We start from the raw sequence: 18,137 nt of genomic DNA, 5'->3' as shown, positions 1-18,137 counted from the left end.
GAATAAAAAATGACCTTTCCAAAGAGACGTCGGTATGTGCCGGCGTTTCAGGGGAACGGTTTTTTGCGTTTCCAGCATACGTTAAGTGATTGAAAAAGCAAAAACCTGCCCCTGAATAAGGTCAGAAGCAGGAGAGAGCCTCCTGAGCCAACAGCTGCGCAATAAGCAGCTTACACCACAACAGCGGTTTGATCCGGATTACTTAACGATTTCCAGGCGATATATAGCCCGATGGCGGCTGCAATTAAGGAGAGTATTGCTGCAACAATAGCCAGCTGATCCAGTGTGTTGGGTGAAGTGGAGTTTAAAGAACGCTGATTAGCCGTTTTGCCGGATTTGTTTTTGATATGGACAGATGATCTGGAAAGCCTGGAAGCCGACTGTAACTGGGATGTGTGAGGACGCGTAGGTATCGATTTTTTCTTTGAGGGATTCAATAGTCAACCTCCTTATAACGGAGTTCAGTGCTTCCATCGTTCATACTATGTTATGTCGATTTTCAGATTGAGTTCGCAAAAATGAGTGAATCCCCAGCCCGTTAGATATTCGACTCGGTCCTAGTATTAGCGAAGCAGGCAACCGATTATACGCTCTGTTAATACAGGTCTAACAAACCGTGTTTATAGTGATGATCATAGAGTGAAGCTTGAACACAGGAGGCGCTGGAATGAGGAACATGGAGATTATTGCCCATCGCGGTGCATCTGCCGTATGCCCGGAGAACACGATGAGCGCTTTTGAACGGAGTCTGGAGCTTGGAGCAACAGGGGTCGAAACGGATGTGCAGATGACGAGTGATGGCAGATTGGTACTGATTCATGATGAGACGTTAAGCCGAACTGGCGGCGCAGAAGGTTGGGTTAAGGATACGACTTACGATCAATTGCGCACACGGGATGCCGGGTCATGGTTCCATGCCGATTTTGCCGGGGAACGTATTCCTTCTCTGGAGGAGTTATTCAAGCTGGTACAGGGGAAAGGAACCCTGCTTAATCTGGAATTAAAAAATGGTATTGTGAGTTATAAGGGGATGGAAGAGAAGGTTATACAGGCAATCCAGGTCTGGAATCTGGAGCAACAGGTTGTGCTGTCCAGCTTCAATCATGCTTCGCTCGTGAGATGTAAACGTCTTGCCCCGGAGATTCGTACAGCACTTCTATATATGGAAAAGTTGTACCGTCCCTATGATTATGCCGCCAAACTCGAAGCTTCCGGCCTTCATCCCTACAAGCTGGCTGTCACACAAGAAGATGTTGCTGCTGCATTGGCACATGGCATTGTTACCTATTCATTTACGGTGAATGATCCTGCCGAGATGCAGGCCATGATTGACATGGGTGTGCAAGGAATCATTACCGATGTTCCGGATGTCCTGGCATCCTTACTTACGGTACATGCCCGTTAAACGAGTCTGTATTTTACATGTTCTACATATGAAATGACAAGGCTGTGTTCGAGCTTTTTGGCTCCTGCGCAGCCTTTTTGCGTGTAAAATTGTGTGCAAATCTTCATATATGCAATAAACATGTCCTATTTGTCCATTGCCAGAGCCTGAAGATTCACTTACAATGGTCTATGGGAATGAGAATCAATATCATTAAAGTTCGGTATTTATAGAGAGGTGATTGTTATGTACATAGGTTTGAGCAGCTCCACTCATAACGAGGGTGGGCGCGTATGAGTTCACAAGCTTCACCAGAAAAACATAATCCGGATTCACCCACAGCGAAGATACACACTCGTCCGTGGGCAGCCACACTTATTCTTACAGGGGGAGTTTTGCTACTCGCTCTGGGTATGGCGTTGTCCATTTCATTTGGCGCTGCTGATATTAAGCTTAGTGTAGTCTGGAAGGCTATCTTTGATTTCAATCCTGAATTGACTCCGCATCAGATCATATGGGAGATTCGGTTACCACGTATTCTTGGAGGAGCAATGGTAGGTGCGTGCTTCGCTGTAGCTGGTGCGATCATGCAAGGTATGACTCGTAACCCGCTGGCCGATTCAGGTCTGCTTGGGTTAAATGCGGGAGCTGGATTTGCGCTTGCGATCTGTTTTGCCTTTTTCCCGGGCTTGCCGTTTATGTATATCATCATGTATTCCTTCATTGGAGCAGGGCTTGGAGTCCTGTTGGTGTATGGTTTTGGTGCAGCTTCCAAATCGGGTCTTACACCACTACGCCTTGTGCTTGCAGGTGCGGCTGTATCAGCGATGTTGTCGGCACTCAGTGAGGGGATTGCATTGTATTTCAGAATTGGACAAGATCTGGCTTTCTGGACAGCCGGTGGTGTAGCCGGAACGAAGTGGTCTCAACTTGAGGTCATGTTCCCGTGGGTACTCGCTGCACTGATCGCAGGTCTTCTCATCTCCCGTTCCATTACTCTGCTTAGTCTCGGAGAAGATATTGCCGTGGGCTTGGGGCAACGTACGGGGCTGATCAAGCTCATAGGCCTGATTGTCGTACTGATTCTCGCGGGTACGGCTGTGTCCGTGGTGGGTGCGGTCGGTTTTGTCGGACTCATTATTCCCCATCTCACGCGTAAGCTGGTGGGGGTCGATTATCGCTGGATTATTCCATGTTCCGCTGTGATGGGCAGTTTGTTGCTTGTATTTGCGGATCTGGCTGCACGTATGATTAACCCGCCGTACGAGACGCCAATTGGCGCATTGGTTGCCCTCATCGGGGTACCATTCTTCCTGTATCTGGCGCGTAAAGAAAGGAGGACTCTGTAACGATGGAATCCTCAACAATAGTTGGAGCAGAGCGCAAGAAGAGAACCAAGAGTACGATTGTCCTCATTGTGCTTGCCCTATTAATTATTACGGCTTTTGTGGTGAGCATGAACACAGGTTTTACCAAGCTTTCGCCGCTTGAGGTGATGCGAACCCTGTTTGGTGGAGGCACGCCGAAACAGGAATTGATCCTGTTTGAATTCCGTCTGCCACGTATTGTGATTTCGGTGCTGGTCGGGGCCGGACTTGCGTTATCTGGTTGTATTTTGCAGGGAGTATCTCGGAATGCGTTGGCAGATCCGGGGATCCTCGGGATTAATGCAGGTGCTGGTCTGGTCGTCATGTTATTTGTTTCCTTTTTCCCGACAACCACAGCGGCTCCGGTATTTCTGTTGCCAATTCTGGCCCTGATCGGTTCCGGTTTTGCTGCATTTCTGATCTACATTCTCTCTTACAAAAAAGGAGAGGGCATCCTGCCTACGCGTATGTTGCTTACGGGGATCGGGGTAGCGGCGGGAATCAGTTCTGCCATGATCGTGCTTACGTTACGGCTTAGTCCGGAAAAGTATCAATTTGTAGCTACCTGGATGGCAGGCAGCATCTGGGGTTCGAACTGGAAATTTGTAACGGCATTGCTACCGTTTCTGATCATTCTTGTCCCGCTTGTCCTGTATAAGGCACGTGTATTGAACGTACTGAATCTGGGGGACCAGACGGCAAGCGGACTCGGGACTCCGGTTGAGCGTGAGCGACTGATTTTGCTTGCGGCTGCTGTAGGACTTGCCGGCTCATGTGTATCTGTGAGTGGGGGGATCGGTTTTGTAGGTCTGATCGGACCGCATTTGGCACGTCGTCTGGTGGGTCCAAAACATCAATTCCTGTTACCCGCATCTGCACTGATCGGTTCATTGCTTGTACTGGTTGCAGATACACTGGGTCGTGTCATCCTGCAGCCTTCGGAGATTCCTGCGGGGATCCTGGTTGCCATTATTGGTGCGCCATACTTCCTGTACCTCTTAAGCAAGACGAAATAGAACGTAATCATCATTGTGTGATTGCATAAGGAGGACTTCAGTCCATGCTTCGCCGTTTCTTTGCCTATTATAGGCCTTACAAAAAGCTCTTTATTCTTGACTTCAGTTGTGCGATTTTAGTCGCCCTGCTGGAGCTGGCATTTCCACTGGCGGTCAACCGGGTAGTCGATGATCTGCTGCCAGGCGGCCGCTGGGATTGGATTCTATGGGCGTGTCTGGCATTGCTCGGCATCTACTTATTGAATTCATTCCTGAACTTCGTGGTTACCTATTGGGGACACAAGCTCGGTATTAACATCGAGACGGATATGCGTAAAAGTCTGTTTAATCATGTGCAGAAGTTATCGTTCCGTTTCTTCGATAATACAAAAACAGGACACCTCGTGTCCCGCATGACTAACGATCTGATGGATATCGGTGAGATTGCCCATCATGGTCCAGAGGATGTATTTATTGCGGTCATGACACTGATTGGTGCATTCAGCATCATGATGAGCATTAACGGAAATCTGGCGGTGTTAACCTTTATCATCGTGCCGCTGATTATCTATCTGTCGCTCTACTTTGGTAGCAAAATGTCCAAGGCATTCAGTCGAATGTTCGGAGATATTGCGGACTTCAACGCTCGTGTAGAGAACAATATTACAGGTATCCGTGTTGTTCAGGCTTTTGCTAATGAAGAGCATGAAAAAGCACAATTTGCTGTGAACAACGGTCGTTTCCGTCAAACGAAGCTGATCGCATACAAAATCATGGCCTGGAATTCCTCTGTCAGTTATATGCTGATGAAGCTGGTATCCCTCTTTGTCCTGGTATGCGGAACATGGTTTGTCATTAACGGCAGTATGACCTACGGTCAGTTCATTGCATTTATTATGTTGTCCAATGTGTTCTTGACACCGATCCAGAAGATCAACTCGGTTATTGAGACGTATCCGAAAGGGATTGCAGGCTTCAAACGTTATACGGAGCTGCTTGATATGGAACCGGATGTGGAAGATCGTCCAGGAGCCGTTACGGTATCCCATTTGCGTGGAGATATCCGTTATGAGCAAGTTACCTTTGGTTATTCGGATCAGGAGCCTGTGCTCAAAGGTATCGATCTAAATGTACATGCAGGGGAAACCGTGGCCCTCGTCGGTCCATCGGGTGCAGGGAAAACAACGCTGTGCAGTCTGCTGCCACGATTCTATGATGTGCTGGAAGGTCGCATCACGATTGATGGGCAGGAGATACAGGATATGACGCTGGACTCCTTGCGCAGCCAGATCGGTATTGTACAACAGGATGTATTCCTGTTCGATGGAACCATTCGCGAGAATATTGCCTACGGCAAGCTGGATGCATCCGAAGAAGAAATCTGGATGGCCGCCAGACGTGCACAGATGGAACCATTAATTCAGTCCATGCCGGAAGGATTGGATACATTAATTGGTGAACGCGGTGTGAAGCTGTCCGGTGGACAGAAACAACGCTTGTCCATAGCCCGTATGTTCCTGAAAAACCCGCCAATTCTGATCTTGGACGAAGCCACATCCGCTCTGGATACAGAAACGGAAGCGGCGATTCAGCAATCCCTTGCTGAGCTGTCCGAGGGCCGGACCACACTGGTTATTGCCCACCGATTGGCTACGATCAAAAATGCAGACCGCATTATTGTCGTTGCTGAACAAGGTATTACGGAGCAGGGACGTCATGAAGAATTACTCGCAGCAGGTGGGGTGTACAGCCGCCTTCACTATGCGCAGTTTGGTGCTTAACCTATTCGATGTGGATGTAACAATGTAAATACGAGAAGTAACGCCATCGTTCTTGACTTGGAAGGAGTCAAGACGGTGGCGTTATTTTCTTTTTTATGATTAGGTGTGAGTCAGGGGTACTGTTCTCTTATCTGCCTGTGATCATGGATATGGAAACGGGTAATATAGTAAAGAGAACGCTTAACGTGTAGGATATGTTCATCATCTTGCAAGATGTAGGAGGTACACGGATATGCTGAAAATTCTTATAACCTGTCTATTATTTATTCTGATTTGGTGGCTACTGACTCAAGGGATTCGCAAACTTTCCAGTACTCGTGCGGGGTCCGGTTTCCAACGCTGGGGTGGATGGTCCATTGGACTTTTCATTGTTGGCGCCGTGCCACTCGGTTTTTCGCTATACACAGAGATCTTTGATAAGCGCCTGGATGCCAACATCGGGTTGGGGCTTGCCATGTTTTTTGTATGGGCTTATTGTGTGATCTTGTTGTGTGCGGCGTTGGTGGTATGGGGCAGGTATGTGTACAAAAGGGATTTAAAGAAGTGATTATTTGGGATGATCGTGTTGAGCCCGTCAGGAAGTTAAGGGTGAGCTAAAGGCTATATTTGCAACAATAACCTGATATGGAACGTTAAATTTGGGAAGAGGTGTTATTAAAGGCGGATTTACATGTGACTAATCTTCGTCGAGTCCTCATATTGCTCTCAATCCTAATCGTATGCCTTACGGGATGTTCAGGACATATCGAGTGCAACTCTGTGCAGACTCAAGCGAATGCGCCAAGTGAAGATGGATTCACTGGTTACGTGGTTGAACGCAAAGACAATTCCATTCTTGTGGTTGATCCTGCCTACCGGAATAACAGTTCCAATGGAGGAGCCGATCGATATTATCCGGCAAAATGGTTCTCCAATGCGCCTGATCCACAGATCAGCTCCTATGTTGAAGTCTGGACGGATGGAGGCCCGGAAAATCAGCCCTATCCCGGACAGGCCAGAGCAGAAAAGATAGCGGTATCTTGTCCAAATACTCCAGACGGTGCCCATCTAAGTGAGGCAGACGCCATTCGGGGTGGACTATACTCACCAGATGGAGAAAAATTACGTGTTCCTGTGATTGAGGATGTACAATTTGATCAGGATGCAGGAACGTGGACGATTCGCATGAGGGATGCAATGTCAACGACGAAGAATCAAGACGAGAATGATATCAAAGTAGACGATGTAGCGCCAGTCGAGTAACACAGGGGGTTTATAATTTTGCACATTAAGATGAGGAAGAAGATTAAATGGATATTAGGGAGTGCCTCCCCCGCGATAAGTCTGATTTTGAAGCGGTGCGCAAGTTAAGTGAGTTCAGTGATGTCGAATTAAAAGTTATCATCCCAGAGCTTATGGAGTGGTTGCAAGACGGGAATTGGCCTATCTCTAAGCCGGTAGAGGATCTACTATTGAGACTGGGCGAAGACTTGATTCCTCATATTAAAGATGTATTGCGAACCCAAGATCCACAGTGGGAATATTTCATTTTGGTGGGGTTAATTGATCAATTACCTATATCTCATCTAAGTATGCTAAAGACGGATTTGGTAAGAATACTGGAGTCTCCTACACATGATGAGATACTAGAGGAGTTGGATGAGGTTATCTTGGAGCTTTTGGAAAAGATAAGGGAGACCAAGGAGAGATAGGTGGAGATATTAGGCTACAATCTATATGATAAACAAGGAAAACCCCATTATGATTTTATAAAAAAGGAAAGGACTCTTCTGCCCATGGAACTATCAAGGTCTCAGCAAATTGCTCAAGAGCATGTAACCAATTATGCAAGAAGCCGCAAAAATGAGGCGGAGCAAACCATTAAGGAAATCCTTCGTGTGTCCAACATCGAGCTGAAGACATTTGAAGATGCTATCACTAAACTAAAATCTCATGCAAGTATTGCGCTACACTTTCACCCAGATCGATTTGATCCGAATATGAAAAGCGTGGCTGAAGCACTATTTGAGCAGGGCGTTTATAAAAGTCAGTTTGAGACTTTCTTATCGAATGGAAGTGTATCCGCATTTTCAGGCGGTGAACGTGACGTTTGGGAGAATATCATGTTTGGCGGAGCGTACCAAATAAATGGCTCAACCAATAGCGAACGACCCAAGTATGGGGCACTCAATGTCATGTTACATCCCGATGGACCTGCTCCACGTTTTGGATCATGTTATTTCATTTTATCGACTGAGGTCTCTCAACGTTGCACGTATACATATTTGGATTCTCACCAAGAACCTGAGGAAAAGGGGACGTATGAGGAATTTGACCTCATTTTGGCTGCTCTTTTGAGGGATGTATTCTATAGTGATTTTGCCATTGGTGAAAGAAATCTAACAGTTCAAAAGTTGATCGACCATATGCTCGTCAATCTTGAGAAACCATTCCAAGATCCATCAAACCAAGAGCCAAACCGAAATCTGGACCATTATATCGAAGCTCAGGTCCATGGTGATATTTCCCTTGAAAAAGATGTCAAGATGCTTGTTGCCGACCCATCATTTAAAGGCACACATACAGGACAAATCTTAGAGCAGATATGTTTAAAGTATTCCATTGATCTCCACTGGCACATGGGCTTTACACTATTAGTTGATGACGTTCCAATGGATTTTCGAGGTCCTTCGATGCCTTCACTGGCCAAAAGAATTGCAAAAAGTGATTTGATTGATGCAAATATCATTGGTTCTGCAGCTATGGACTTGAAACGAAACCCAAGCCATTGGAGTGATAGAGGAACCTACAAAGAAGTTCTACAAGAATTAAAATTACTCTGGCATGTCTTAGTGAGATATGGAAAGCCAATGGACAAGTAAAACGGTTTTCGAGATAAAAATATTGAATATGTAGTGATGAAAATGCTAAAAAAAGCAATTTCTTTTCCACTTGTTTGCTTATCTCCTGAATTTTAAATTGTTACTCAATAATAGTACTCTAACAACCTTAAGCGCCTAGCCTTTCAAGGTTGTTTGTTTTTTATCATTCAAACGGATTACTGACTATAGATTTATCTATGAATCTGTTGTGACAAAAACGAACGTATGTTTTACAATTACATTGACTTTCTGTCCTGACAATAATATATTGTTGTCAGGACAGAAAAAGAGGTGAAGCAATGTCCGCCAAAAAGATGGGGCGTCCTAAATCTGATAATCCGAAGAGCAAAACGATTGAGATTCGTGTCAATGAGGAAATTCTGAGTAAGCTGGATGCTGCGGCAGAAAAGCTGAATACGAATCGATCAGACATCGTTCGCAAAGGTATTGAGAAGATTTACGACGAGCTCCAAAAATAAAAAGGAAGCAGCGCTAGTCCCACGAAGAACACGCTGCTTCCTATCCCGCAATCACTTGTTGAATGAGCGACTGCATAAATATCCTACCATGTGCAGAACGTTCATTCAAGTGAGGTGCGAATTGATATACAGGAGGATGCACATGAATTCGATATTAGAAGCATTATATAATGGACGACTTCGACCGGATGAGATGATGATGCCGACACATCCTGAATACCAAGCGTTAGGACGGCAGATTGCAGCTCTGACAGAGCAGTGGAAGAATCGATTAAGCGAGGAAGAATTCCGTGAGCTTGAACAGTTATTTGACTTGTGTGGCAGATGTGAGGGCATGCATACGGAAGCAGCGTTTGCACAAGGTTTTCGCCTGGGTGCCAATATGTTGATTGAAGTCATGAGTCAGCGGGAGGAATCGGTGTTGGAGTTTAACTAAGTTTAACGATGTGAGCAGAGATTCGGTTTACTTTTACAGCTAAATTCTCAGGAAATGACGTGCATCCAACATACTTATTTTGCATCATAAAATTGTATCAAAAATTTAGTATAACAAAGCCCTCGAATCCTCTCTGCATTCAGCAGCAGGGTTCGAGGGCTTCACTTAAACATAGAGTTAACAATATATAGGGAAAGAACCTGTTAAACAAATTGTTTTTTAATCCGCAATATTCCCAGCCATTTTTAGGCGACGCGCAATTTCCTTAAAGTCTTCTTGCGAGATGCCTGGTGCGAATTCTTCCTCGACCGCAGGAGCTTCTGGAATCGGGAATCCTTCAGGTATCCCTTGGATAACTTCCAGAGGTTGTCCATCTTCGGGGTGAGTTCCTTTCCAGATCTGGCCAATCGTGTTGAAATCTTTATCACTATAGGTGTACAGCTTGGTGTGTACCCCTTTTTCTTCATATTTGCGAGCCTCGTTGAAGGCTTTGTTGTTCAATGAAGGAATAGGAACCAGCTTGGTCACATTTACGCCAGTTGCAATCTCAAGCGCCTTTGCATAAGCAACCACATGCACGCCGCCACGCACCAAGAGGTAACCGACAACTTCCCGAGCTGCGGGGTGATCGGTCATTTCGTATACTTTCATTTTATGGGTACGGGCGCCACATTCAAGGAAAAAGTTGTGCAGTAGATCCTCGACCAGGTTACCACTATTGAAGACGTGTGCTCCTGTCCACGGATTACCCATGGAGTCGAAAGGCATCGCTCCCTGCGCACCTGCCAGAAAATGATACGACAGACGAGCATCTTTCACGGAACCTAGCGGTGTATCGTCGGGTTCTTTGTACTCGGTTGAACCTCTGAGGCATTTGTTAATGCCATGAGACACGAGTTCAACATGACCCAATTCTTCGGCCGTAATGCTCATGACGAGGTCATAGAAGGGCTTCAGCTTTTCTTTGGATCGAAAATTAAACGATTGATAGAGGTAGTTGTTCAACGTTGACATTTCTCCGAATTTGCCGCCGAGTAATTCTTGTATGGCTGCCGCAGCATTCGGATCTGGCTTCTCAACATTGGGAATCTCAATTAGGATTTCATCCAAGCGTTTGAACATTCGGGTGTAACCTCCTCATATTGGTATTGCAGATCGTGTAGGGTTTCAGATCGTGAAGTCACTCTGTCATGGCCTATTACACGTCTATTGGGTTTTTTAAACAAAAAATCAACCAAATGGGACTTAAGCATCGCATAACGCATGCCTCAACTCTTCTCCCATTTGTTATTTCCAATACGGTCAAATTTATGTATAATCAAACATTCAAACGAGTCTTCAGGTAGAAGAGAAGAGAGCCATGAATCCATTAAAGGAGTAAGAGATGAACAAGCGTTGGATGCAAATAGTTGGGATTGTGATGTTTCTAATGATTCAGATGTACATAAGCAGCGAGCCTGCCATAGCATATGACGTTACGAACGAGGTTCAGGTGGATGAACAAACGAGGCAAAGGCTTGAAAAAAAATACGGGTTGGAACGTCCTGAGGAGCCGAAGACACAACAACACTTTTTCTCGGGTGACTGGGGAATGAGTTTCCGGACGGAGCCTCCTGATTCGTTTGACCGACTTGTTCATGTGGTTCCTTTTTCCCTACGGCCACTGGCCTGGATCTTTCGTTTATTCGTGTAAAATGAAACCCGGACGGGCAATATAACAGAAACATATTGTCCCAAGGAGTGAGTGAAATGAGAATGCTCATCGTTACCGTCATGTCGGTAGTTCTGAGTTTAGCCGGAATTACATCAGGCACAGGCGCCGCCATCCCTGATTATGCGAAGTGGGGAATTATTGCGGTCAAAGAAACACAGACCAAGTATAATGTGGATATTTTGGACTATAAGCATATCGGGCGCACCTCTCTAACAGCAGATCAATCACGGGAACAGTTCAAGCTATGGGTTCGTGCGAAAGACGGCAAGCAATTCGCAGTCTATGTAAATGTTGATTTTAATCCATCTACACAACAGTTAAAGAAAGTACAATTTTCGGAATCGGATCGACACTGATCCGCTACTGAACTAGGTCATTACAAGTCACGTAGTTATATGAGCAGCATTATTAGAGAAACCAGACTGCCTTAATCATTAAGGTGAAAGTCTGGTTTTTTTATTTTACAAAATCCTTTTTTTACTATTGAATAAAGAACTTATGTTCGCATATAATATGAAATACAAACAAACGTTCTTATCGGAGGGATGATTATGCTAGGGAAATATATTGGCCAGATGGTGGAGCTTGTCTACATGGATCGTGCAGGGCAGATTACGCAGCGACAGATTCGAATTAACAGTGTACGTGGCGGGATGATTAGAGCATCGGCGGGAAAAGAAGGCTCACCCCGAACATTTCTGGAGCAAGGTATTCTGGCATGGCGTCCTGTTACCGATCTGAATGGGGAGGTAAAGTATGCTGAACGACTTTGAACGCAAGATTTTGCGTATTATGGTGAACTATGCAGGACAACGGCGCAGGCTGCCGCGTATGGATGAACTGGAGACCAAGACGGGACGAAGCAGAGCTTACATTCATGAGTCATTGCTGGAGCTTGAACGCACCGGGCACATCGCGTGGGAGAACCGGTCTACTCTGGAAGGGATACAGATTTTGCAGGCATGGGAACAGGTACAACAGCCGATTCGCAATAGACAGCCTTCCGGGGACTCCGTAAAATATTTTACGGACTACTAATCATAATAAGAAAACGCCAACCCGGGTAACCGGATCGGCGCTTATTGTGTCACATGTACGACATGTGCATCTATTTTAGAAATGGGGAAGTTGGTCCAGATTGTTGGTTGGGTCACCGTCGGCATCTCCGCGAATGTACATTTCGCCATCCTTGCCTTTAAATACATTCACACCGGCAATAGCGCCAGCTTTTACTTCTGCAAGTGCCTGCTGATAATCCAGTACGCGTCCTGCTGAAGTCTGAAAGGCTGTCAGGTCACCGTCACCATTTTTCTGTACGGCTGTGAAACTCTCGCGTGTTGTTTGATCCATGATGTCACACTCTCCTTATATGACGAGATAGGAATCTGCTTACCTGATTAGCCTATCCGAATTCATCGGAAGTATGCACCATATGCTGATAAGACATGCCAACGTCGAGGTTTTACAGACTCTTTCTCATACGAACATGCAGAATATCTGCATCATAAAAAGGTTCTTCCGAAATCACTTCATAACCCAGTTTTTCATAGAATTTCTGTGCCTGACACTGTGCATCCAGTACAGAATAGGATAAGCCGAGTTCACGTGCCAGCTCCTCCATCGCGAGCAGAAGCACACGTCCATAACCAAATGAACGATGAGATTCAAGCACTGCGATCCGCTGCATTTTGGCCGTGTCCTTGCTGTAATAGATCAGACGTCCTGTGGCTACAGCTTGGCCATCCGTACTTAACAATACATGATGCACATCCGGACTGATGACATCATATTGATCAATCTCAATCTCGGCAGGCACCTGTTGCTCGATCACAAAAACGTGATGGCGAATTCCCAGAGCTTGCTCCAGTTGTTCTTCTGTTGATACATAACTAATCTCAGCTGCCAATTCCATTCCTTCTTTCTGCTCTTGCGCGACATATCAGACTGAATTATACAAAAAAATGTTTTTCCTGTATAGTGAAGTCTGGAACATATTGGGAGAGGAGGGGGTAGTGATGGGCATGACAGGCATCATGGTAATTACATTGTTAATGTCGGCGGGAATGATTGCTTTGTTGTATTACGTGACCAAGAAAGCATACTCACGCAAGTGGGATGAAGAGGATTAATTCACCTGTTAACCTTCACGGCAAGACTTCACTGCTTCCCCGCGGAGAATACACATCTTGAATTATAGATTTGGAGTATACGTCCAGCCAGACCGGCAGAGACTCACCATTTTCATTGGGCTGTTTTAACAGTTGGAATTGTACCGTATGTTCATTCCTCTCCAAGCCGCAACCAGTAACGGTTGTAGTGAGAATCACAAGCCCAGCAAAGAAAAAGAAGCATTTGGTAAATGTATGTTTATTGGATGTTGACCGTTTTGTTATGTTTCTCATAGGGAATTCACCTCGTTGTAGAAATGGTAATCTTTCCTTTATTGTGCACCATTTCGGGTGATTTATAACCAAATAAATCATTGACAATGAACACGGTTACTTGATATGATACTGTTACTTGATTGGGAAACAATTATATATCATGATCTGTTAGCTCAGCTGGGAGAGCACTATCTTGACAGGGTAGGGGTCAGTGGTTCGAGCCCACTACAGATCATACACGAGAAGTCTTACAATGTAAGGCTTCTTTTCTTTTTTACATACAAACATGAATGCGATTTGCGATAGCTTCATTTGCTCTCCTCTTTTTAAACAAAACTTAAATAAAACATAAATTCAGCGTAAGGTTCGTCTTCTATACTTGGTTCTGAGGTCAACATAGAACAGGAGAAGGAGAGAACTTATGAATTATTCAAATCCATTTACATCAAATTTAGCCAGAGTAGGGATCGCGGGTACACTGGCTTTAATACTGGCAACAAGCCCACTTGCCAACATGGGGGTTGTTGCCGCGGAAGCAGACCCAGCGCCTGTATCTACGAAGATATATAACACACCGAAAGACTCTTTAGAGCAGGTGCCTATTCAATACCATATTCAGGCTCGGCTGAATGAGAAGGATATGACTCTCCGGGGGAACGAAAAGATTACGTACCGTAACACAAGCAAGGATACTCTGAAGCAATTAGTCCTCCATACGTATGCTGATGCGAACCTGTCGAAGTCTACACAGGCGACGATGTTTCAACAAGCTAATGAAAATATCAGCAAAAATAATCCGGATAAAAAACCGGAAGATTTTCTTGGCGGAATGGATATTCAGGGAGTGACGACAGCAGGGGGGCAATCTCTCGATTTCAAAAACGAGAACCAAGCGTTGACCGTACAATTGAATGAACCTGTACAACCAGGCAAATCCGTCTCATTTCAAGTGAGTTTTCATCTGAACATTCCATATGGATCGCAGCGCATATCGTATTACCAGGATATTATCAATGGAGCACACTGGTTCCCTGTGATGTCTGTGTATGACGAGGGCAAGCATCAGTGGGATACAGCACCCTATAGTCAAACATTCGAAAGTGACTATTATACCTCAGCGGATTATGAAGTTGATTTAAACGTTCCAGATGATTATCAGGTAGCGATGCCTGGTGTTATCACAACACGAGAGGATACCGAACATGGACGTAAAATTGTATCCGCTCTGGCTGAGAATACAAGGGAGTTTGTTTTCTTTGCCAGCCCGAAATTTCAAGTAGAAAGCGTTACCCGTAACGGCCTCACGGTTGAGTACTATTATTTTGACAACCAGCCTGGAAAAAAAGAGATCGTTAAGCAATATATTGATCAGGCTTTCAAAGCTATTGATTTTTTCAGTGACAAGTATGGGAAGTATCCTTATCCAGAGTTTCGGATTGTTGAGACGTATGTGCAAGGTGTAGCCGTGGAGTATGCGAGGCTCATTCAGATGGGACAGATTCAAAACGGTGCTGTTCCAGAAGAAAATGCAACATTTGTTCATGAAATAGCGCATCAGTGGTTCCATGCATTGATCGGTAATAACTCGGAGACAGAATCTTTCCTGGATGAAGGATTTGCAGATTTTTCGATGGTCTATTTTGCCGAGAAACAGGGAGACAAGCTTAATGGCTTTAGATCCTTACAGTTTGATGATTCATCCGTAGAGGTGGCGATTGCGTCAACGAATGATGAGGTAGAGGACTTGGCTAGTCTGGTCTTCTATCAAAAAGGACGACAAGCAATATACCAGCTTTACCGCTCCGTAGGAGAAGAGAAGTTTGATCAATTTATGAAAGAATATTTCAATCGATACGTGTACCAGAATGCGACGATTGATGGACTTCTTCATACCATCGAAGATGTGCTCGGAAAAGAACAGCGTATGGAAATGGAGACAGCACTATATAAACCTAATTTTGTGTTGAAGCCTGAATACCAGTTGTCGATGGAAGAGCGAACCGCCTATTTGCATGACGTTTTTCAATTACAGTATCAGACAGTCATGAAACTGATTCCGAATTTACCTTTTGAAGTCATGAACCGCATGATGGATAAAGTTCTTCAGGGTGAGCGTTTAACCATTGTGCTCAGTGATCGGGTAAGCAAGATAGCAGACAAGCAGCAGGAAGCAATCGTGAGTCAGTTGACCTCGTTTTTGGATATGAGTGGTGTGAAGTATGACGTGGTTAGGGATCGTCGTGAACTGAAGCAAAAATTGAAAAAGGACATGGCTACCAGCAACCTGATTGTGATTGGCAATGCGAAGTCAAACGGAGTGGTGCAGGCTTTGAAACCCAGCATCATGGACCGGGCGAATCAGATTGGTTTTGACTGGAAGCAGACTATGAAGCAACCGCTGGCTGCCGGCGCGTACATTACCAAACATCCTTATAATCAGAATCGGTTGATGCTTCACTATTTCTGGAATGAAGATCATCTAAGTGAGGCAAGATTTGAACCATTTATGATGAAAATACAACAAACTATCGGATTCACTAATGATTTTTACCAGTACTATGTATTGGATAACCAAGGCAAGGAGAAATCCAATAAAAAAGTTGCGAATCCCATATCTTCACTACTTGCGGAGTAATAAGTAGTTGGTTTTGCAGTTTCTTCGTTCAAACACCATAATCACATCGGAGGAAGTGGACTAGCCTACTCGAACAGCCCGACAGAGGGACCATAACAGTTACAACACCGACAACGGCAGGAGCCACGGCAGAGTTGAAAATGAAACATCTGATTGACAGCTCGAAAGTAACCGCAATTGCAATCACTTTGGAAGCGCTACAACTAAACGGGAACATTGGAATCTCAGTTCAGGTTGGCATTAAATCGAAGGATAGCAAGGCCGGAATCACCTTTTTTCAAAACGTAAATCAGAAGTATGGTATGGTCCGTGCCTATAAAGCAGATGGAACGTACACGGATTTTAATCAAAACATGGTGTTCTTCACCACACATGGCGTAGCAGGAGATGAAGCACAGAACCGTAAGAATCTCACTGTGCTGCTCTGTACCGGATTACAGTTCTCGGCTGGGTTCGAGAGACCGTCCGTATGGCTTGGTGCGGATGATCAGTATGGCGGTGTTGCTGCTGACCTCAGTGGTGGGTTGTTCCAACATGGAGAACTGCAATGTCTGTTGAAAATAACTACAAGCAAGGCCGAGGCCAAGTATTTCAAATGTGCACAGATGAAAGTGGATATCTGGAGTAACTGATTGGAAAGCCGAAGAGAATAAATAGATAATCTGCACTGATCGGTAAAAAGACATACGTGCAGTAATTTGGTACCTAAACACGGACGCTTTGAAAGTGCAGTGTTTGGGTACTTTTTTTATTTAGAGAAGGTTCAGGATTGTACCGCCTGCTGCACCAGCAACGACAACGATCCACGGTGGTACTTTCCAAAAAACGAGCATTAGAAACAACATGCATACCAGTGCAAAATCAACAGGAGTTAGGATCGCAGTTGTCCATAGTGGATCGTACAACGACGCCAACAAAATACCTACTACGGCTGCATTAATTCCGATTAATGCTCCTTGGATTTTCGAGCTTTTACATAAAGAATTCCAGAAGGGCAATGCGCCTACGATTAGAAGGAACGCTGGTAAAAAGATAGCAATCGTTGCAACCAAAGCACCTGGTGCCCCACGCATCATTGCTCCTAAATAACTGGCAAAGGTGAACAATGGTCCTGGTACAGCTTGTGCTGCTCCATATCCCGCCAAAAAGTCGGAGTTATTAATTAGACCTGTGGGGACGAATTCACGTTCCAGTAACGGAAGTACAACATGCCCTCCACCAAATACAAGTGAGCCTGAACGGTAGAAGCTATCAAAGAATAACAGCCATCCCGAACGATCAAATGGTGTGAGTACCGGGAGAAGAATCAGGATTCCAAAGAACGTAGCCAAACAGACGGTTGCCAACTTACGACTCACAGGGATAGACAAGTCTGCTGTCTTAATACCTGTCATTTTTCTGAAATGGATCATGCCTACTATGCCTGCAATAACAATAAAAAGGATTGGAGTGAACGCAGTTGGCCACACAAGAGTCGCAGCTGCAGTAAAGATAGCGATGGTTGCCCTGTAACGGTCAGGAGTTAGTTTTTGCCCCATGCCCAATATCGCTTGAGCGACAATTGCTACAGCAACAATCTTAAGGCCGTGAATCCAGCCAGTACTGCTGATATCAAATTCTTGCAGAAGGAAAGCGAACAAAACTAACGCAATGACAGAAGGAAGTGTGAAACCAAGCCAAGCCATCAGTCCCCCCAGCAAACCACCCCGGATGATGCCAATTCCAATCCCGACTTGACTGCTGGCAGGCCCGGGCAAAAATTGACATAGCGCAACTAAATCTGCATAGCTTCGTTCATCTATCCATTTTCTACGGCGAACATATTCTTCATGAAAATAACCGAGATGAGCGATCGGTCCTCCAAATGAAGTCAGGCCGAGTTTGGTTGATACAGCCAACACCTCAGAAAGTGCTCTGACTTTATGTTTGGGCTTGTCCGGGGTTAGAATTGAATTATTCTCCAAACGTGTTATTCCTCCTTAACGGTTCGACTTAGGTTATCCGATGGATGAAAGTTAAGGAAGGATACATTTCCTCTACCGATAACTACAGTATAATCCTCCTCATTGCTATTCATTTAAACGCAGCATTAAACTATATT

At 45.0% G+C, this 18,137-nt stretch carries 22 protein-coding genes and 1 tRNA gene; 17 read left to right on the top strand and 6 right to left on the bottom strand.

The window, feature by feature from the left end; translation table 11 throughout:
• Positions 1 to 170: 170 nt before the first annotated feature.
• Complete coding sequence (locus QVE09_RS12800; protein ID WP_315937089.1) at positions 171 to 437, bottom strand: hypothetical protein; 267 nt, start codon at positions 435 to 437, stop codon at positions 171 to 173.
• A 230-nt stretch (positions 438 to 667) separates the two neighbouring features.
• Between QVE09_RS12800 and QVE09_RS12795 the strand changes: the two genes are divergently transcribed.
• From QVE09_RS12795 to QVE09_RS12750, 10 genes are all read left to right on the top strand, one after another.
• On the top strand, positions 668 to 1,405 hold the full coding sequence (locus tag QVE09_RS12795) for a glycerophosphodiester phosphodiesterase (protein ID WP_315937088.1): 738 nt from the start codon (positions 668 to 670) through the stop codon (positions 1,403 to 1,405).
• 272 nt (positions 1,406 to 1,677) lie between these two features.
• Positions 1,678 to 2,733 (top strand): FecCD family ABC transporter permease, encoded by a 1,056-nt coding sequence (locus QVE09_RS12790; RefSeq protein ID WP_315937087.1) that lies wholly within the window; start codon positions 1,678 to 1,680, stop codon positions 2,731 to 2,733.
• 2 nt (positions 2,734 to 2,735) lie between these two features.
• A complete protein-coding gene (locus QVE09_RS12785) occupies positions 2,736 to 3,767 on the top strand; it encodes a FecCD family ABC transporter permease (RefSeq protein WP_315937086.1) in 1,032 nt (343 codons plus the stop codon).
• Positions 3,768 to 3,811: 44 nt separating this feature from the next.
• A complete protein-coding gene (locus tag QVE09_RS12780; RefSeq protein WP_315937085.1) occupies positions 3,812 to 5,527 on the top strand; it encodes an ABC transporter ATP-binding protein in 1,716 nt (571 codons plus the stop codon).
• A 232-nt stretch (positions 5,528 to 5,759) separates the two neighbouring features.
• A complete protein-coding gene (locus QVE09_RS12775) occupies positions 5,760 to 6,074 on the top strand; it encodes a hypothetical protein (RefSeq protein WP_315937084.1) in 315 nt (104 codons plus the stop codon).
• Positions 6,075 to 6,199: 125 nt separating this feature from the next.
• Positions 6,200 to 6,769, top strand: coding sequence for a DUF3221 domain-containing protein (locus QVE09_RS12770; protein ID WP_315937083.1), 570 nt, complete (start codon positions 6,200 to 6,202; stop codon positions 6,767 to 6,769).
• A 47-nt stretch (positions 6,770 to 6,816) separates the two neighbouring features.
• A complete protein-coding gene (locus QVE09_RS12765; protein ID WP_315937082.1) occupies positions 6,817 to 7,218 on the top strand; it encodes a DUF5071 domain-containing protein in 402 nt (133 codons plus the stop codon).
• Between the two features lie 84 nt (positions 7,219 to 7,302).
• Complete coding sequence (locus tag QVE09_RS12760; RefSeq protein WP_315937369.1) at positions 7,303 to 8,388, top strand: DUF3626 domain-containing protein; 1,086 nt, start codon at positions 7,303 to 7,305, stop codon at positions 8,386 to 8,388.
• Positions 8,389 to 8,687: 299 nt separating this feature from the next.
• Positions 8,688 to 8,867: a ribbon-helix-helix domain-containing protein gene (locus QVE09_RS12755; RefSeq protein WP_315937081.1), complete on the top strand. Its 180-nt coding sequence runs from the start codon at positions 8,688 to 8,690 to the stop codon at positions 8,865 to 8,867.
• A 142-nt stretch (positions 8,868 to 9,009) separates the two neighbouring features.
• A complete protein-coding gene (locus QVE09_RS12750) occupies positions 9,010 to 9,303 on the top strand; it encodes a DUF6809 family protein (protein WP_074095811.1) in 294 nt (97 codons plus the stop codon).
• A gap of 219 nt (positions 9,304 to 9,522) precedes the next feature.
• Here QVE09_RS12750 and QVE09_RS12745 read toward each other — a convergent pair whose 3' ends face one another.
• Positions 9,523 to 10,425, bottom strand: coding sequence for a manganese catalase family protein (locus QVE09_RS12745; RefSeq protein WP_315937080.1), 903 nt, complete (start codon positions 10,423 to 10,425; stop codon positions 9,523 to 9,525).
• Between the two features lie 262 nt (positions 10,426 to 10,687).
• Between QVE09_RS12745 and QVE09_RS12740 the strand changes: the two genes are divergently transcribed.
• The 4 genes from QVE09_RS12740 (at position 10,688) to QVE09_RS12725 (ending at position 12,055) form a co-directional block, all read left to right on the top strand.
• Entirely contained in the window at positions 10,688 to 10,996 is a 309-nt protein-coding gene (locus tag QVE09_RS12740; protein WP_315937079.1) for a hypothetical protein, read from the top strand.
• A gap of 56 nt (positions 10,997 to 11,052) precedes the next feature.
• Positions 11,053 to 11,373: a DUF3889 domain-containing protein gene (locus QVE09_RS12735; protein ID WP_036614744.1), complete on the top strand. Its 321-nt coding sequence runs from the start codon at positions 11,053 to 11,055 to the stop codon at positions 11,371 to 11,373.
• Positions 11,374 to 11,568: 195 nt separating this feature from the next.
• A complete protein-coding gene (locus QVE09_RS12730; protein ID WP_017687387.1) occupies positions 11,569 to 11,790 on the top strand; it encodes a hypothetical protein in 222 nt (73 codons plus the stop codon).
• Positions 11,774 to 12,055: a hypothetical protein gene (locus tag QVE09_RS12725; RefSeq protein WP_315937078.1), complete on the top strand. Its 282-nt coding sequence runs from the start codon at positions 11,774 to 11,776 to the stop codon at positions 12,053 to 12,055. Before QVE09_RS12730 ends, QVE09_RS12725 begins: the two co-directional genes overlap by 17 nt.
• 75 nt (positions 12,056 to 12,130) lie before the next feature.
• Here the strand turns inward: QVE09_RS12725 and QVE09_RS12720 are convergent, their stop codons facing one another.
• The 3 genes from QVE09_RS12720 to QVE09_RS12710 all read right to left on the bottom strand — a co-directional run bounded on the left by QVE09_RS12720 (position 12,131) and on the right by QVE09_RS12710 (position 13,419).
• Entirely contained in the window at positions 12,131 to 12,367 is a 237-nt protein-coding gene (locus QVE09_RS12720) for a DUF3892 domain-containing protein (RefSeq protein WP_017687389.1), read from the bottom strand.
• A 112-nt stretch (positions 12,368 to 12,479) separates the two neighbouring features.
• Positions 12,480 to 12,923, bottom strand: a complete 444-nt coding sequence (locus QVE09_RS12715) for a GNAT family N-acetyltransferase (RefSeq protein WP_036614958.1) — start codon at positions 12,921 to 12,923, stop codon at positions 12,480 to 12,482.
• A 238-nt stretch (positions 12,924 to 13,161) separates the two neighbouring features.
• Entirely contained in the window at positions 13,162 to 13,419 is a 258-nt protein-coding gene (locus QVE09_RS12710; RefSeq protein WP_315937077.1) for a hypothetical protein, read from the bottom strand.
• Positions 13,420 to 13,563: 144 nt separating this feature from the next.
• Here QVE09_RS12710 and QVE09_RS12705 point away from each other — a divergent pair.
• The 3 genes from QVE09_RS12705 (at position 13,564) to QVE09_RS12695 (ending at position 16,668) form a co-directional block, all read left to right on the top strand.
• A tRNA-Val gene (locus QVE09_RS12705) sits at positions 13,564 to 13,636 on the top strand.
• 186 nt (positions 13,637 to 13,822) lie between these two features.
• Complete coding sequence (locus tag QVE09_RS12700; protein ID WP_315937076.1) at positions 13,823 to 16,036, top strand: M1 family metallopeptidase; 2,214 nt, start codon at positions 13,823 to 13,825, stop codon at positions 16,034 to 16,036.
• Between the two features lie 134 nt (positions 16,037 to 16,170).
• Positions 16,171 to 16,668: a hypothetical protein gene (locus QVE09_RS12695; protein ID WP_315937075.1), complete on the top strand. Its 498-nt coding sequence runs from the start codon at positions 16,171 to 16,173 to the stop codon at positions 16,666 to 16,668.
• Between the two features lie 120 nt (positions 16,669 to 16,788).
• Here QVE09_RS12695 and QVE09_RS12690 read toward each other — a convergent pair whose 3' ends face one another.
• Positions 16,789 to 18,000 (bottom strand): chromate transporter, encoded by a 1,212-nt coding sequence (locus QVE09_RS12690; RefSeq protein WP_315937074.1) that lies wholly within the window; start codon positions 17,998 to 18,000, stop codon positions 16,789 to 16,791.
• Positions 18,001 to 18,137: the final 137 nt, after the last annotated feature.

The organism is Paenibacillus sp. ClWae2A (assembly GCF_032452295.1).
Lineage (GTDB): Bacteria > Bacillota > Bacilli > Paenibacillales > Paenibacillaceae > Paenibacillus.
This window is presented reverse-complemented; position numbering and strand designations above follow the sequence as displayed.

Bases quoted from the DNA above. Each gene is read 5' to 3' on its own strand.
- QVE09_RS12765 (WP_315937082.1), top strand. From the start codon at position 6,817: ATGGATATTAGGGAGTGCCTCCCCCGCGATAAGTCTGATTTTGAAGCG.
- QVE09_RS12755 (WP_315937081.1), top strand. From the start codon at position 8,688: ATGTCCGCCAAAAAGATGGGGCGTCCTAAATCTGATAATCCGAAGAGC.
- QVE09_RS12710 (WP_315937077.1), bottom strand. From the start codon at position 13,419: ATGAGAAACATAACAAAACGGTCAACATCCAATAAACATACATTTACC.
- QVE09_RS12780 (WP_315937085.1), top strand. From the start codon at position 3,812: ATGCTTCGCCGTTTCTTTGCCTATTATAGGCCTTACAAAAAGCTCTTT.
- QVE09_RS12730 (WP_017687387.1), top strand. From the start codon at position 11,569: ATGCTAGGGAAATATATTGGCCAGATGGTGGAGCTTGTCTACATGGAT.
- QVE09_RS12750 (WP_074095811.1), top strand. From the start codon at position 9,010: ATGAATTCGATATTAGAAGCATTATATAATGGACGACTTCGACCGGAT.
- QVE09_RS12785 (WP_315937086.1), top strand. From the start codon at position 2,736: ATGGAATCCTCAACAATAGTTGGAGCAGAGCGCAAGAAGAGAACCAAG.
- QVE09_RS12740 (WP_315937079.1), top strand. From the start codon at position 10,688: ATGAACAAGCGTTGGATGCAAATAGTTGGGATTGTGATGTTTCTAATG.
- QVE09_RS12760 (WP_315937369.1), top strand. From the start codon at position 7,303: ATGGAACTATCAAGGTCTCAGCAAATTGCTCAAGAGCATGTAACCAAT.
- QVE09_RS12795 (WP_315937088.1), top strand. From the start codon at position 668: ATGAGGAACATGGAGATTATTGCCCATCGCGGTGCATCTGCCGTATGC.
- QVE09_RS12775 (WP_315937084.1), top strand. From the start codon at position 5,760: ATGCTGAAAATTCTTATAACCTGTCTATTATTTATTCTGATTTGGTGG.
- QVE09_RS12720 (WP_017687389.1), bottom strand. From the start codon at position 12,367: ATGGATCAAACAACACGCGAGAGTTTCACAGCCGTACAGAAAAATGGT.
- QVE09_RS12735 (WP_036614744.1), top strand. From the start codon at position 11,053: ATGAGAATGCTCATCGTTACCGTCATGTCGGTAGTTCTGAGTTTAGCC.
- QVE09_RS12745 (WP_315937080.1), bottom strand. From the start codon at position 10,425: ATGTTCAAACGCTTGGATGAAATCCTAATTGAGATTCCCAATGTTGAG.
- QVE09_RS12790 (WP_315937087.1), top strand. From the start codon at position 1,678: ATGAGTTCACAAGCTTCACCAGAAAAACATAATCCGGATTCACCCACA.
- QVE09_RS12725 (WP_315937078.1), top strand. From the start codon at position 11,774: ATGCTGAACGACTTTGAACGCAAGATTTTGCGTATTATGGTGAACTAT.
- QVE09_RS12700 (WP_315937076.1), top strand. From the start codon at position 13,823: ATGAATTATTCAAATCCATTTACATCAAATTTAGCCAGAGTAGGGATC.